Origin of the sequence: Serratia grimesii, from assembly GCF_900186025.1 — a bacterium.
GTDB lineage: Bacteria > Pseudomonadota > Gammaproteobacteria > Enterobacterales > Enterobacteriaceae > Serratia > Serratia grimesii.
The window spans coordinates 4,141,022-4,155,230 of record NZ_LT883155.1; the positions used below are offsets into that span (position 1 = coordinate 4,141,022).

The 14,209-nt window shown below is 53.5% G+C and carries 13 protein-coding genes; 4 read left to right on the forward strand and 9 right to left on the reverse strand.

Annotated elements, in window-relative coordinates; translation table 11 throughout:
- Positions 1–191: 191 nt before the first annotated feature.
- From recC to rppH, 9 genes are all read right to left on the reverse strand, one after another.
- Positions 192–3,563 carry an exodeoxyribonuclease V subunit gamma gene (gene recC / locus SGBXF1_RS19460; RefSeq protein WP_186427389.1) on the reverse strand — a complete coding sequence of 1,124 codons (3,372 nt, stop codon included), beginning with the start codon at positions 3,561–3,563 and terminating at the stop codon, positions 192–194.
- Positions 3,564–3,596: 33 nt separating this feature from the next.
- The gene (locus tag SGBXF1_RS19465; RefSeq protein ID WP_420329908.1) at positions 3,597–3,899 is read right to left on the reverse strand and encodes a prepilin-type N-terminal cleavage/methylation domain-containing protein; all 303 of its coding nucleotides are present in this window, start codon (positions 3,897–3,899) and stop codon (positions 3,597–3,599) included.
- A 28-nt stretch (positions 3,900–3,927) separates the two neighbouring features.
- Positions 3,928–4,374 carry a YgdB family protein gene (locus SGBXF1_RS19470; RefSeq protein ID WP_238320986.1) on the reverse strand — a complete coding sequence of 149 codons (447 nt, stop codon included), beginning with the start codon at positions 4,372–4,374 and terminating at the stop codon, positions 3,928–3,930.
- On the reverse strand, positions 4,371–4,949 hold the full coding sequence (locus tag SGBXF1_RS19475) for a prepilin peptidase-dependent protein (RefSeq protein ID WP_186427391.1): 579 nt from the start codon (positions 4,947–4,949) through the stop codon (positions 4,371–4,373). Before SGBXF1_RS19475 ends, SGBXF1_RS19470 begins: the two co-directional genes overlap by 4 nt.
- On the reverse strand, positions 4,937–5,443 hold the full coding sequence (locus tag SGBXF1_RS19480) for a prepilin peptidase-dependent protein (RefSeq protein ID WP_186427392.1): 507 nt from the start codon (positions 5,441–5,443) through the stop codon (positions 4,937–4,939). Before SGBXF1_RS19480 ends, SGBXF1_RS19475 begins: the two co-directional genes overlap by 13 nt.
- 196 nt (positions 5,444–5,639) lie before the next feature.
- Positions 5,640–6,434 (reverse strand): thymidylate synthase, encoded by a 795-nt coding sequence (gene thyA / locus SGBXF1_RS19485; RefSeq protein ID WP_061808448.1) that lies wholly within the window; start codon positions 6,432–6,434, stop codon positions 5,640–5,642.
- 7 nt (positions 6,435–6,441) lie between these two features.
- Positions 6,442–7,314 (reverse strand): prolipoprotein diacylglyceryl transferase, encoded by an 873-nt coding sequence (gene lgt, locus SGBXF1_RS19490; RefSeq protein WP_037418414.1) that lies wholly within the window; start codon positions 7,312–7,314, stop codon positions 6,442–6,444.
- Between the two features lie 193 nt (positions 7,315–7,507).
- Positions 7,508–9,754 carry a phosphoenolpyruvate--protein phosphotransferase gene (gene ptsP, locus SGBXF1_RS19495; protein WP_037418411.1) on the reverse strand — a complete coding sequence of 749 codons (2,247 nt, stop codon included), beginning with the start codon at positions 9,752–9,754 and terminating at the stop codon, positions 7,508–7,510.
- A gap of 12 nt (positions 9,755–9,766) precedes the next feature.
- Complete coding sequence (gene rppH / locus SGBXF1_RS19500; protein WP_012146527.1) at positions 9,767–10,294, reverse strand: RNA pyrophosphohydrolase; 528 nt, start codon at positions 10,292–10,294, stop codon at positions 9,767–9,769.
- A 696-nt stretch (positions 10,295–10,990) separates the two neighbouring features.
- Here rppH and mutH point away from each other — a divergent pair.
- From mutH to SGBXF1_RS19520, 4 genes are all read left to right on the forward strand, one after another.
- A complete protein-coding gene (mutH, locus tag SGBXF1_RS19505; RefSeq protein WP_037418409.1) occupies positions 10,991–11,677 on the forward strand; it encodes a DNA mismatch repair endonuclease MutH in 687 nt (228 codons plus the stop codon).
- 94 nt (positions 11,678–11,771) lie between these two features.
- A complete protein-coding gene (locus SGBXF1_RS19510; protein WP_130381891.1) occupies positions 11,772–12,488 on the forward strand; it encodes a TerC family protein in 717 nt (238 codons plus the stop codon).
- 174 nt (positions 12,489–12,662) lie between these two features.
- A complete protein-coding gene (locus SGBXF1_RS19515; protein WP_037418405.1) occupies positions 12,663–12,881 on the forward strand; it encodes a YgdI/YgdR family lipoprotein in 219 nt (72 codons plus the stop codon).
- Positions 12,882–13,148: 267 nt separating this feature from the next.
- Positions 13,149–14,189, forward strand: a complete 1,041-nt coding sequence (locus SGBXF1_RS19520; RefSeq protein ID WP_186427393.1) for an NADP(H)-dependent aldo-keto reductase — start codon at positions 13,149–13,151, stop codon at positions 14,187–14,189.
- The last annotated feature ends 20 nt before the right edge of the window (positions 14,190–14,209 follow it).

Here is a 14,209-nt window from a genome sequence, read left to right on the forward strand (position 1 = left end):
ATCCCTGACGTTGACGGCGTACATCAAAACGACACAATCAAAATCTGTACCCTGTGAATTTCAAGCTGCAGCTTGAAAGGCAACGGGTCTATATGCCTGTACGTTATGTAAGACCGAGGCTAACCCCGATAGTTGAATATAACCCTGATTATTTTTACCACCACAAGGCCATCAGTACCACTGGGGGATTGTTACCCAAGGTTATGCCGTGCCACCGGCAACAGATAACGTTCTGTTTCGGCCAGAATTTGCGCTAAATAAATATTATCCAATTGGCGGAACACCCGCTGTATATAAGGATCCTCGCCTTCGCCAGGAATACGCTGATCGCCCTGCCAGGCTTGCAGCAGTTTAGCCCGAGCCTTGATTTGTACTTCGTCATCCCAATCAATCTGCTGCGTTTCAGGCTGGTAGCACTGGCTCAGCCACGCCCAACCACTTTTATTCAGCAAGAGTAACGGTTGGCACAGGCCACGCTGGTAACCCGTTACCAGCTCAGCCAAGTGGTCGCGAGCCTCTTCCGCGCTTAACGCGGCAAAACGCCAGGCGGCACCTTTGCGTCCATAAATGCGGCTTTCTCCAGTACCACCGACACAGCAGTACACCAGATGTTCCAGCCACAGCAATATCCCATCAACAGCCGACAACGTTGACGGCCGCCAGCGCAATAGCCCATCGTCTTGTACCTGATGCAACCACCCGCTGATGTTCACCCCAGCAATATCGATATCCAGTTCCAGGCTATGTCCTTCCCCTCGTTCAGCGCGCACCTGTTCGGCAAGTTCGGTCATCTCTTCCTGCTGCTTCTGCCAATAAATTTCGCCGAAGGGGCCAAAAGGCAAACCGCCAGCAGCACGTACCCGCTGAAACAGGCGCGTAGCGTCCTCGCCATCGATTAAAGTGTTCAGCAATTGGCTGTTGAACTGATAGCGGCTGAGATTATCTAGCGTGAAGGGTTCTTCATCCGGCAGTTCGGTTTCTTCCAGAATGAAACTGACGCCCAGCCTCAGTTGGAAGAAAGCACGGACAGGATGACGGTAGAAGCGCAGCAAATCATCCAGCGAGACCTGCGTTTGCGCCTCCGGCAATAATGGCTGATTAAACGGTGGATGTGCCGCACCACGCCTATCGGCAGCGGGCAACCATTCAGCCGCATAGCTTTGATCCTCGCGACCAGGCAGAAAATTCTCGGCAGCAAACGGCATGCGCGAATGCCAGTTAAGCAAGTGTTGGCCCACGCGGTGAGCACTGCCATCAGCGTCCAGATGTTCATCGCCCGGCAAACAATAGCTTTGTTCCAGGTACTCCAACAGTTCAGTCACCAAAACAGAAGGGTAACGCTCACTGTTATCCTGGATAGAGCGGCCAATAAAGCTGATATAGAGCCGTTTCTGTGCCGACAGAATCGCTTCAAGGAAAAGATAGCGGTCATCATCACGACGACTGCGATCGCCACGCTTCATCTGTTGTGCCATCAAATCAAAACCCAGCGGCGGCAAAGTACGCGGGTAAACCCCATCGTTCATGCCCAGCAGGCAAACCACGTCGAATGGAATGGAACGCATCGGCATCAGCGTACAGAAGTTGATTTGCCCAGCGAGGAAGCGTTGGCTGATACGTTCCTGATCCAGACGTGCCGCCAGCTCGTCACGCAAAATAGACAACGGCACCTCATCGGGATAGCGCGCCGCCAAGCCGTATTCGAACAGCTTGTTCCATTGCTGTTCAATCAGCGCCAACACGACTTCTGTTTCGACGTCCTGTTCAAAGAAGGTATCAAGTAGTTGACGACACAGTGGCTGCCATTCTGCCAGGGAGCGTGCCTGCCCCAGACGTTGCCGCCAACGACTCAGCGCCGCCAGCAGCTCCGCCAGTTGGCCAGCCAGTTCAGCAACTAACCCACTAGATTCGTCGTATGGCAATACGCCCTGCCAATCACCGGCGTTGCTGTCCATGGCGTAACCCAGCAGCATACGCGTAATACCGAATTGCCAGGTGTGCTGGCCGGTCGCGGGCAAATCCAATTCGCGTACGTTGTCGTCATCCAACCCCCAGCGAACACCAGACTCTCCAACCCAGTGGCGCAGCAGGCGCAACCCTTCCTCACGAATGGAGAAACGCGCAGCCAATGCAGGGACTTCCAACAGTGCCAGCACCTGTTCTGACGTAAAGCGACTCTGCGGTAGATCCAACAGCGAAATAAACGCCTGCAACGCCGGATGTGCCTGGCTGGCCTTTCGGTCAGAGATGGCAAACGGCAAATAGCGTTCAGGTGAAGCATTGCCGAATACCGCCTGAATATAAGGCGTGTAGCTGTCGATATCCGCCACCATCACGATGATGTCACGCGGCGTCAGCTCAGGATCGTTTGCCAGCATGCTCAACAACTGGTCGTGCAATATTTCAACTTCACGCTGTGGGCTGTGGCAGGCATGTAGACTAATTGAGCGATCGTCAGGATCGAGTTGGCGTTTAGTGGCGCTACTTTCCAACGTTTCTGGCGTGGTGCCGATCACTGCACTGTTCTTCAACTCCAGCATATCGTGCTGAATGCTATGCAGCAGATTGTCCGCAGGGACATCAACGAAAGCAAAAACCTCTTGAGAGGATTCGATCTGCGAAAGTAAAAAGTGATGGTCCCGTCCCAGCTTGCCCCATGAGGCCAACAACGGGTTCGGCAAGTCTTGTTCACCCTCTTCATTGAACAGTGAAGCGGCATTATCCGGATCCCTGAATAATGCATATTCCATTTTGTCGCGATAGTGCTGCCGTTTACGGCTCTGTAACTTCGCCAGGAATGATGGGCTCTGAATGTCGCCCCAATAGTAGCGACATGGATTGGTGAACATCAGGTGAATATCGATATGCTTCCCCAATGCCTGCAGCGCTTCCAGGTATACCGGCGGCAAGGCGGAAATGCCGCAGATAAATACCCGCGGCGGTAATCCCGCCGGCGGTTGTTCTGCTTTTTCCAGTGCGCTGATAAAGCGACGATACAGATTGGCACGGTGCCATTCCGGTTGCCCCAACTCCTGGGTGTATTCGACCAGTCGCGCCCATAGTGGAGCCTGCCATTGTTGTGCTTCCGCCAGTCCGTCAATGCGCTCGCCTTTCTGCCAGCTTTCCAGCCATTGCGGGCGATACACCAGATATTGGTCGAACAGGTCAGCTACCCGGCCGGCAAGCTGGTGAATTTTGCGTTTGTCGCCGTCGTCGGTGAGATAATGCTGCAACGGGGAAAATTCAGGTTGGGTGAGCAGATCGGGCAGCAGCCACATCAGCTTCCAGGTCATGGCGTCTTTGCTGAAGGCGCTCTCTTTTGGGATCCCCGGCAAAACTCGCGTAAACATGTCCCAGATGAAGGTGGCCGGCAGCGGGAAAGCGATGTTAGCAGCAATGCCAAACTGTTCAGCCAGTTGCATCTGTAGCCACTGCGCCATACCGGGGCTCTGCACCAATACCACTTCCTGTTGAAAAGGATCGGCCAATGGCTCTCTGGCTATCAACGCGCTGGTCAACGTTTTCAGCAAATCCAACTGGTTGGAATGATAAACCCTAAACATTGGGAGCTCCCTTAAAACAAAATTTCTGCCGGTTCACTGGCGTTTGCAGTACCAACGACTGAGTTTCGCCCACTGTCGCTGGGGCGTTTGTATTTTTACCGTCAGCCGTTGGCAGAAGGGCTGCGGGGTACTCAGCTCTGTATCAAGCAGCCACCCCAGCGTAGGTAACGATAGCCCTGCATCCACGCGTCCAGTTGCGGCGAAAACCTCTAATTGCTGATGCGCTAACGACCAAGCCTGTCGATACTGCCACTGACGCTGGAACGACTGCAACAGCACCTGATGATACTGTAACAATCCCAGCAGCGACACCGCGAACAGCAACGCAGCAATCATCACCTCCGGCAGACTGAAGCCTTGCTGCTTACTCTGCACAATCCACCTGTTTTTTTTCAGGGCAAAAATCCAGCCAGCCCCCCGCTTCTGCAACCAGTCCGATCGAACTTTCCGTCCCGTCAGGCTTCGTCCGTTGATATATCCGCAGCGGCTCCCCATGATTCATCTCGGCTTCACCGCGCACCAGCACAATGCCCGTCTGAGCAGACAATTTTGCGCAGGCACGCAATGCATCAGTTTTCTGACACCACCAATCAGTGGTGACAAGACGATCGCGCGGCCAGGATTGTGCCACGCCCCAACTGAGTGCCGAAACAGCCTGATTGTAGGCCTGTAGGTAGTGCTTCTCGTCGGACGACAGCAGTAAGGCACTGTCCAGTTGGCGATGCTGAGCATTCAGTAACATCAACCCTAGCACCAACAACATCATCACTGCTGCCAGGGTGCTGCCACCTCGTTGCTTGCCCAGACTCATGGTAGCGAAGCCATATTAATTGCCCAATGCAAACTGCGCCGTATACCGCTATTGGCTTTCGAGCGACCAGTCAATGCCAGCGCAACCCAGGTTTTACCTCTGTCGCCCGTGTTGACCTTGAGGTTAAAGGTTTCAATGCGTACCTCGTCGTTATCGAGTAGACGTTCCCAGCCCGTGCCGCTGCAGTGCTTTACACCACGTTGCCCTTCCAGCATGCCCTGTCGAAGACGGTAGCCGAAGTAGCTGGCATCAGCGCCGGAGGCTTCCCAGCGACCGTTGCGAGCGATGTCGTAGGCAACGATCACGCAACTGTCCGCAGCCTCACCGCTGGCATGACTAATCAGCATGGGCTTTCCCCGGCACTGACCCGCACAGAAACCGGCACGGCGTAGATCTTTCTCTATGCCAAAAGCCAGCTGCCGCAGCACCGATTCCAGCCGATAATGCCGGCCAACATCGACACTGTGCTGACGCAAGACCGGATAAGTTTTAGCCGCCGCCAACGCAATCAGGCTGCCGAATGTGAGTGCCAACATTACCTCTGGCAAGGTAAAACCGCGCTCTAAGGCTGACATGTGGCAATCCCTCTTATGCTCACGCCTTCACTGCATAACCGCAGTCGCCCCTTGGCAGATAACACCATCCGAAGGCTACCGGCACCGTTACTCAGTACGATATGCCCAGCTTGTGCATTGTTACGCAGACCATAGAAGCCCATCTCTTTTTGGGTATAACCTGCCAGCTGCACATCCGTGTAATGCGGAATGAAGACATCATCGCCGCTCGCTTTGCAATCCGACGGGGCAAGGCCGTTGCGAATGCACCAGCGCGCACCGGTTTTAACACCCAGCAACGCCGTGCGATTACGCCAGTTAGCGTCCGCTTGCATGCGTGTGAGAAAAGCCAGCAACTGTTGTGCGGTATGTTCCAACCGCAAGGCCTGCTGGTAATCACGCCAATGGCTGATTCCCCAACCGGTTAACAGACCTGCCAAGGTCATAACCACCAACAGTTCAATGAGCGTCATGCCACATTGGCCAGCAGAGTTAAACATCGTTTCGTTATTCATAGCGGCCAGTGTAAGCAAGCATGCCTCAGGAGAAAGGGTGCTTTAGCCGACATGAATTACGCCACGCAACCTTTTGATGTAACGGGAGGAAAAACATAGAAAAATGAGAAACAGAGCGCAGAGATAATCGAGGCGTATGCAGGAAAAAGTAAGGGCGCAACCAGTGCGCCCTTGGGGATAAATTATGCCGAGAAAATCAAATGGCAACCGGTGCCTTGATGGCTGGGTGCGGATCGTAACCTTCGATTTCAAAATCCTCGAAGCGGTAATCGAACAGCGATGCCGGTTTGCGTTTGATCACCAGCTTAGGCAACGCGCGCGGTTCGCGGGTCAATTGTAGTTGGGTTTGTTCCATATGATTGCTGTACAGATGTGTGTCGCCGCCCGTCCAAACGAAATCACCCACTTCCAGATCGCATTGCTGCGCCATCATATGCACCAGCAACGCATAGCTGGCAATGTTGAACGGCAAGCCGAGGAACACATCGCAGGAACGCTGGTACAGCTGGCAGGACAATTTGCCGTCTGCCACATAGAACTGGAAGAACGCGTGGCATGGTGCCAACGCCATCTGATCCAGCTCACCTACATTCCAGGCAGAAACGATGATACGACGCGAGTCCGGATCCTGTTTCAGTTGGTTCAGCACGGTGGTCAACTGGTCGATCTGACGACCGTCCGCAGCCCCCCAGGCGCGCCATTGTTTGCCGTACACCGGGCCAAGATCGCCGTTTTCGTCAGCCCATTCGTCCCAGATGCTGACGTTGTTTTCCCGCAAGTAAGCCACGTTGGTGTCACCGTTCAAGAACCACAGCAATTCATGAATAATTGAACGCAGGTGGCATTTTTTGGTGGTGACCAGCGGGAACCCTTCCTGCAAATTGAAACGCATCTGGTGGCCGAAAATCGACAACGTGCCAGTGCCGGTACGGTCGGCTTTAGGGGTGCCCTCGGCGAGCACTTTGTTCATCAAATCCAGATACTGTTTCATTTGTTCCTCACGACAGTTGTTGCTGCGGGCGACGACGGTACGCCCAAATCATCATAATAATACCGGCCACCACCATTGGAACGGACAGGATCTGCCCCATGCTGACGACGCCGTCGAACAGGCCGAGCTGAGCATCCGGCTGGCGGAAAGCTTCGACGATAATGCGGAATGCGCCATAACCAATCAGGAACAGGCCGGAGACAGCCCCCATCGGCCGTGGTTTGCGGATAAACAGGTTCAGAATGATAAACAGCACCACACCTTCCAACAGCAATTCATACAGCTGGGATGGGTGACGCGGCAGCACACCGTATTGATTCAGGATTGGCAACAGCTGCGGGTCGGCGGCGGCAATCGCCACGTCCTCGCTGCGCGAACCAGGGAACAGCATGGCCCATGGAGTGTCCGTGGTGACACGCCCCCAGAGCTCGCCGTTGATAAAGTTGCCTAAACGGCCAGCACCCAAACCGAATGGGATCAGCGGGGCAATAAAATCAGAAACCTGGAAGAAGGTGCGTTTGGTGCGACGAGCGAACCAGAACATCACCAGGATCACCCCCATCAAACCGCCGTGGAACGACATGCCGCCATCCCAGACCTTAAACAAATAGAGCGGGTTATCCAGGAACAGCGGCAGGTTGTAAAACAGCACATAGCCAACGCGGCCACCGACGAACACACCGAGGAAACCGGCATACAGCAGGTTCTCTACTTCATCCTTGGTCCAACCGCTGCCCGGCTTGTTAGCACGGCGTACCGCCAACCACATGGCAAATACAAAGCCAACCAGGTACATCAGACCGTACCAATGCAGAGAGACCGGGCCGATAGAGAAAATCACCGGATCAAATTTAGGAAACGCCAGATAGCTATTGGTCATCTATCACCACAACATGTCTATTATTCTTCCCCATCCGGGGGCGGCAGGTGCCAAACGCGGTAAAACACAGCAGAAACACTACTTTTCCGCTGCTTTCAACGCAGTTGAGGAGGCGGATAATAGCATAAGCTTAACCCCCTCCGGGCTGGCCTGCTGGGAAAAGTTCTGTAAAAAAATCAGTCAGTCCGTGACCTTACTTACCGCCGCGGATCAAACCGCCCATGCCACGCCGTTCCATAAACGCCGCGACCTGATGGCGCACTTCGGTGGTCATTTGCGCGTTCAGTACCCGTTGCGTCAGCACTTCGGCGTCAGATAACTCAATATGTCGCAGCAGATATTTGATGCGTGCCACGCTGCGGCCGTTCATGCTCAGATTACGATAACCCATGCCCACCAGCAGCAATGCGCCCATAGGGTCACCGGCCAATTCACCACACAAGCTGACCTGCAGCCCGACGGCCTTGGCTTGAACGGCGATCAATTTAAGCACCTGCAACATGGAAGGATGCAGGCTGTCATACAGCGATGCCACCCGGGTATTGTTGCGATCTACCGCCAACAGGTATTGGGTCAGATCGTTGGTGCCCACCGAAATAAACTCAACACGCCTGGCCAGATGCGGGATCATGAAGATCATCGACGGCACTTCTAGCATGATGCCAAGTTTCGGTTTCGGGATTTCATACCCGAGTACCTCTTCAACCTCCCGTCCTGCGCGGTCGATCAAACGTCGAGCCTCGTCGATCTCTTCCAGGCTGGTGATCATCGGCAGAAGAATACCCAGATTGCCCGTGCCTGCATTGGCACGCAGCATGGCCCGCACCTGAATCAAGAATATTTCCGGCTGATCCAGTGTGATACGGATACCGCGCCAGCCCAAACATGGGTTTTCTTCGCTGATCGGCATATACGGCAGTTGCTTATCGGCGCCGATATCCAGCGTACGCAGCGTCACTGGCTTGTTCGGATACAGCTGGAGCATGCCTTGATACTGCGCGACTTGTTCTTCCTCTGAAGGAAAACCGCTTTGCAGCATGAATGGTATTTCAGTGCGATACAGGCCAACGCCGTCGACCCGCCCACCCAGCAATTGTTCGTGTTCCGGGCTAAGACCCGCGTTAAGCATTACCTGAACTCGTTCACCACTTTTGAGTTGGGCCGGCTGCTCAACGTCGTCTTCAGCCAGCTTGCTTAATTCCTGCTCTTCGCTGATCAGCCGCTGGTATTCCTGAACAAGTACCGGTTCAGGATCAACCAGCAGTTCACCGCGATAACCATCGACAATCAGCAGCCGCTGGCTGAGCAGCGCAGGCTGAATATCGGCCCCCATCACCGTCGGCACGCCCATCGCGCGAACCAATATCGCCGCATGGGAGTTGGCAGCACCGTCACGCACGACGACACCTACCAGTCTGTCCTGCGGCATTTCGGCCAACAGGGTGGCGGTCAGTTCATCTGCCACCAACACAAAACGCGCAGGCCACTGAGTGGCGCCTTGGGTGGTGTCGTCGAGGTGGAACAATAGGCGTTGGCCAAGTGCACGCAGATCGCTCGCACGCTCGCGCATGTAGGTGTCTTGTAAACTGGCGAACTGCGCAGCAAAGACTTCAATCACCTGTTTAACCGCCCATTCAGCCACAGAGCCGGCATCAATTTCGGCAAAGAGTTCGCGCTTAAGACGGGCGTCGTTCAACAGGTGAGAGTAAAGATCGAAGATCGCCGCGCTCTCTTTTTGCGAGCTGGCGGCAAAGCGCTTGCTGAAGCGACGGAATTCCGCCCCAGCTTCTTCAAGCGCCTGAGTCAGACGTTCCCGTTCGCTCGCGGTATCGAGTGTCGAGGCCTTATAAACTTGATCGAGAGATGGCTGGCTGCTGTCTTGCCAGCCTTCCGCTACCGCCACGCCCGGCGATGCCGCCAGTGCACGAATACGCGTCTGACGATATTGACCAAAAATAGCGTTAAGCTGTGACTGCGAGAGGATCCCGGCCATCTGCGTGGCAAGCGTCACCATGAAGGATTCTTCGCTTTCGTCAAACTGACGTAGCTCACGCTGCTGCACTACCAGCACGCCCAGCAACTGACGGCGATGAATGATAGGCACGCCGAGGAAGGATCGGAAACGATCCTCCTTCACCTGAGGAATGTATTTGAAGCTGGGGTGACTTTGCGCGTCTGCCAGGTTAATCGGCTCCGCACGACGCCCGACCAACCCGACTATACCTTCATCAAATGCCAACGCGATGGCACGCCCACGCGGTTTTTTTAACCCGCGTGTCGCCATCAGGTAATAGCAACGGCGGTCGTTGTCCGCCAGATAGATGGAACAGACTTCCGTATCCATTGCCAGACAGGTTTCATTAACCAAAAGATCCAGCGCATCTGTCAGACTGGCCGCCGCGGCCACCTTCTCAACAATTTCTCGCAAGCGCGTGAGCATAGTCGGCTTAACTTAACCTCTCTTCCGGCGATAAGCGGGGGTCTGCCGCTGTGCTGCCTGCTCCTGCATTGGCATCACGGTCACGGCGAATTCTTTCATCACCCGGCGGTATACGTCACGTTTGAACGACACCACCTGGCGCACCGGATACCAAAAACTCACCCAGCGCCAGCCGTCAAACTCCGGCGTGCTGCTGCGTTGCATATTGATATCAGCGTCATTGCACATTAACTGCAACAGAAACCATTTCTGCTTTTGGCCGATACAAACCGGCTTTGTGTCCCAACGCACCAAACGTTTTGGCAATTTATAGCGCAACCAGTTGCGGGTTGAGGCCAGGATACGCACATCCTTTTTACTCAGCCCCACTTCTTCGAACAGCTCACGGTACATTGCCTGTTCTGCGGTTTCACCAGGGTTAATCCCACCTTGGGGAAACTGCCAGGAGTGTTGACCGTAACGGCGAGCCCACAGGACTTGCCCCTGACGATTACAGATTACGATACCAACATTCGGGCGGTAGCCATCATCATCGATCACCGGACTACCTCGATAAGCTTAAATTCGCATAGATACCCTGATTGTTTCACACAAGCTACAGGCGGTAAACCACTGCTTTGCGGCCCTGCAAACCGGATAACATTGGGATAACTCACAGATAATGGCAAAGTTATAAACATGTGGGGCCATTTCACCCCGGTTTTATTCACTTTTTCTGTGGATAGGTGTGTGAAGAACTCAAGGGATAAGCCGGTAAAACTCTGGGGAGCTCAAAAACCAAGAAAAAATAAAAATCACATTAATCGTTTTAAAATAAGCAATTACAGCCTTATCAACAGACATGTATAGAGTAAAAATGTGATCTATGTCCGCTTAGGATCCGACGCTGGCGAAAGATCCACCAACGTCGTTTTTATCCACAGATTATTCGCGTAAGTTACGCACAAAACGGACAATTTCGCAAAAAAGTGCCCACGTCAAGGCTGTAAATCGAACCAGTGATCGGCAAAAATTTGGGTTATCCCATAAATCTGTGGATAAATAGGTGTAAGATCCTGTTTATTGTCGGTGGCTTCTGGTGCACAAGCGTCGTCAGGAATTTTTCCCCCGCCATGCGTCAGAAAAAAAGTCATGAAAAATCATGCTACTATTATTCTTTTCCCCAGCCGTTTCCGACAAAAGTTATCTGTGTACAAATGCAGTACGTTTTTCAACCAAATCTAACAGGCTTGTATTATGGCGTTTTTATCTCCTCTGCCCCCTCCTCCAGAAAATGAGCAACAGCTGTTTGAACGGGCGCAGCAGCTAGCCGGTTGTAGTCTGGGTGAACTGGCCGAGCGTGCACAGCTGGCTATCCCCAATGACCTAAAGCGTGATAAAGGTTGGGTTGGCATGCTATTGGAGCAATACCTTGGTGCCATGGCTGGCAGCAAACCAGAGCAGGATTTCCCCGAGTTGGGTATTGAGTTAAAAACGATCCCGATAGATGCCACCGGTAAACCACTGGAGACCACCTTCGTCTGCGTTGCCCCTTTAACCGGCAATAGCGGTGTAACCTGGGCCAGCAGCCACGTACGCTATAAACTGGCGCGCGTATTGTGGATCCCGGTTGAAGGTGAACGGCAAATCCCGCTGGCACAACGTCGCATCGGTTCACCCTTGTTATGGAGCCCGAATGCTGCTGAAGAAGAGATGCTACGCCGTGACTGGGAAGAACTGATGGATTTGATCGTGCTCGGCCACGTTGAACGGATCACGGCCCGGCACGGGGAAGTACTGCAACTGCGGCCCAAGGCAGCCAACAGTAAAGCGCTAACCGAAGCCATCGGCGAGCACGGTCAGCCGATCCTCACCTTGCCGCGCGGCTTTTATCTGAAAAAAAGCTTTACCGGCGCATTATTGGCAAGACATTTTTTCATCTGATCACTTTTGTTTAGACCGCGTTTAGCTAACGGTGTCGCCGTATCAATAAACGGGTATAATTCAGCCTTGGCTTTTTATTAAGGTGTGCTGGGCAATGTTCGAGTGGATTGTGGATCCCAATGCCTGGTTAGCGTTAGGTACGCTGACCATTCTTGAGATCGTTCTGGGTATTGATAACATTATTTTCCTTTCCCTGGTGGTGTCCAAACTGCCTAAAGCGCAACAGAACAAAGCGCGCCGTATCGGCTTGGCGGGTGCAATGTTAATGCGACTGGGGCTGCTGGCCTCTATCGCTTGGGTGATCCGTCTGACCCATCCGCTGTTTACCGTGATGGAACACAGTATCTCGGCACGCGATCTGATCCTGCTTCTGGGCGGGCTGTTCCTGATTTGGAAAGCCAGTAAAGAGATTCATGAAACCATCGAAGGCTCAGAGGAAGAACACAACACGAAAGTGCACGGTTTCCTCGGTGCCATCGTACAAATTATGCTGTTGGATATCATTTTCAGTCTGGACTCGGTGATCACCGCAGTGGGTCTGTCTGACCACCTGTTTATCATGATGGCGGCAGTGGTCATTGCTGTTGGCGTCATGATGTTTGCCGCCCGCCCGATTGGCGAGTTTGTTAACCGCCACCCTTCGGTGAAAATGCTGGCGCTGGCATTCCTGATCCTGGTCGGCTTCACGCTGATGCTGGAAAGTTTCCAGATACATGTGCCTAAAGGCTACATTTACTTTGCGATGTTCTTCTCAATGTCGGTCGAAGCGCTCAATTTGATGCGCAGCAAGAAAAAGCAGGTATCTGAGTAATTCCTCTGCGGGAGCGTGCAAAAGCCGCTCCCGCAATACTGTCTGCCTTCCTCCCTACCGTTCCACCCTACTTTCTCTTACAGAGATAAGGACTTATCCGAAACACGGCACATCTATAGTTTGCTAATCTAAGAAGAGACTTCTTTTCTGCATACATAAACGAGGATCGGCAGGATGAAAAAGTGGGTAATGGCAGTTTCTGCACTGGTTATCGCCGCCGGGTTGGCGGGATGTTCCAGCGATTACGTCATGGCAACTAAAGACGGCAATATGATCCTGACCCAGGGTAAACCGGAAATCGACAAAGATACCGGCCTGATCAGCTATAAAGATGAAAAAGGTAACCACCGCCAAATCAACGGTGATCAGGTTTCACAGGTTATTGAGCGTTAATTCCCTCGCTATCTCTTAAATTATTGGCGCTGCATCAAGGCTGCCAACAGCCAATACAGATGCAGCGTCAAGAATGTACGGTCTGTCCCCCTATGGTGCGCGATAGCCTCCCCTCGCGCTGAATCCACTTCCCCCATCTTCTCCGCTTGGTTATAGTCGAGAAAGGCGGTATACCGCCTTGCAGGTTGTTTGCCACAGCCTGCCCTTTGGCTCCTGTTTCACCGGGCGGTACAGCCCGTAAGCGCTAACATGAAAGGAAGGCCGTTAATGCAATACCACCGTATTCCCCACAGTTCTTTAGAAGTGAGCGTGCTGGGACTGGGCACCATGACCTTTGGCGAACAGAACAGTGAAGCCGATGCCCATGCGCAACTCGACTATGCATTAGCCGCTGGCGTCAACCTGATCGACACCGCAGAGATGTATCCGGTACCGCCCCGTCCAGAAACCCAGGGGCTGACTGAGCAATATATCGGCAGTTGGATCAAGGCACGCGGCAATCGTGAGAAAATCGTGCTGGCCAGCAAGATCGCCGGGCCGGTGCGTGGCACCGATAGCAGCATTCGCCCACAGCAGGCATTAGACCGAAAAAACATCCGCGCCGCGCTGGATGCCAGCCTGAAGCGACTAAACACCGATTATCTCGATCTCTACCAATTACATTGGCCGCAACGTGCGACCAATTTCTTCGGTAAGCTCAATTACCAATACACCGACGATAAAGCCAGCGTTACCTTGCTGGAAACGCTGGAAGCCCTGACCGAACAGGTGCGTGCCGGTAAAATCCGCTATATCGGGGTGTCTAATGAAACGCCATGGGGCGTGATGCGTTATCTGCAATTGGCTGAAAAGCACGAGTTACCGCGCATCGTCTCTATTCAGAACCCCTACAGCTTGCTGAACCGCAGTTTTGAGATAGCCCTGGCCGAGATCAGCCAGCATGAGGGCGTCGAACTGCTGGCCTATTCCAGCCTGGCGTTCGGTACACTCAGCGGCAAATATCTGAACGGCGCCAAGCCGGCTGGAGCGCGTAATACGCTATTTAGTCGCTTTAACCGCTATTCTGCGCCGCAAACGCAGGGGGCAATTGCCGAGTATGTCGCATTAGCCAAAAAGCATGGGCTGGATCCGTCGCAAATGGCGCTGGCATTTGTACGTCAGCAACCCTTTGTTGCCAGCACCCTGCTGGGTGCCACCACGCTGGAACAATTGAAAACCAACATCGACAGTTTCGACGTGGTGTTGAATGAAGACGTTCTTCAAGGGCTGGAAGAAATCCATACCCGCTTTACTATTCCTGCACCATAAATCATGTGGGGCGCGTAAAC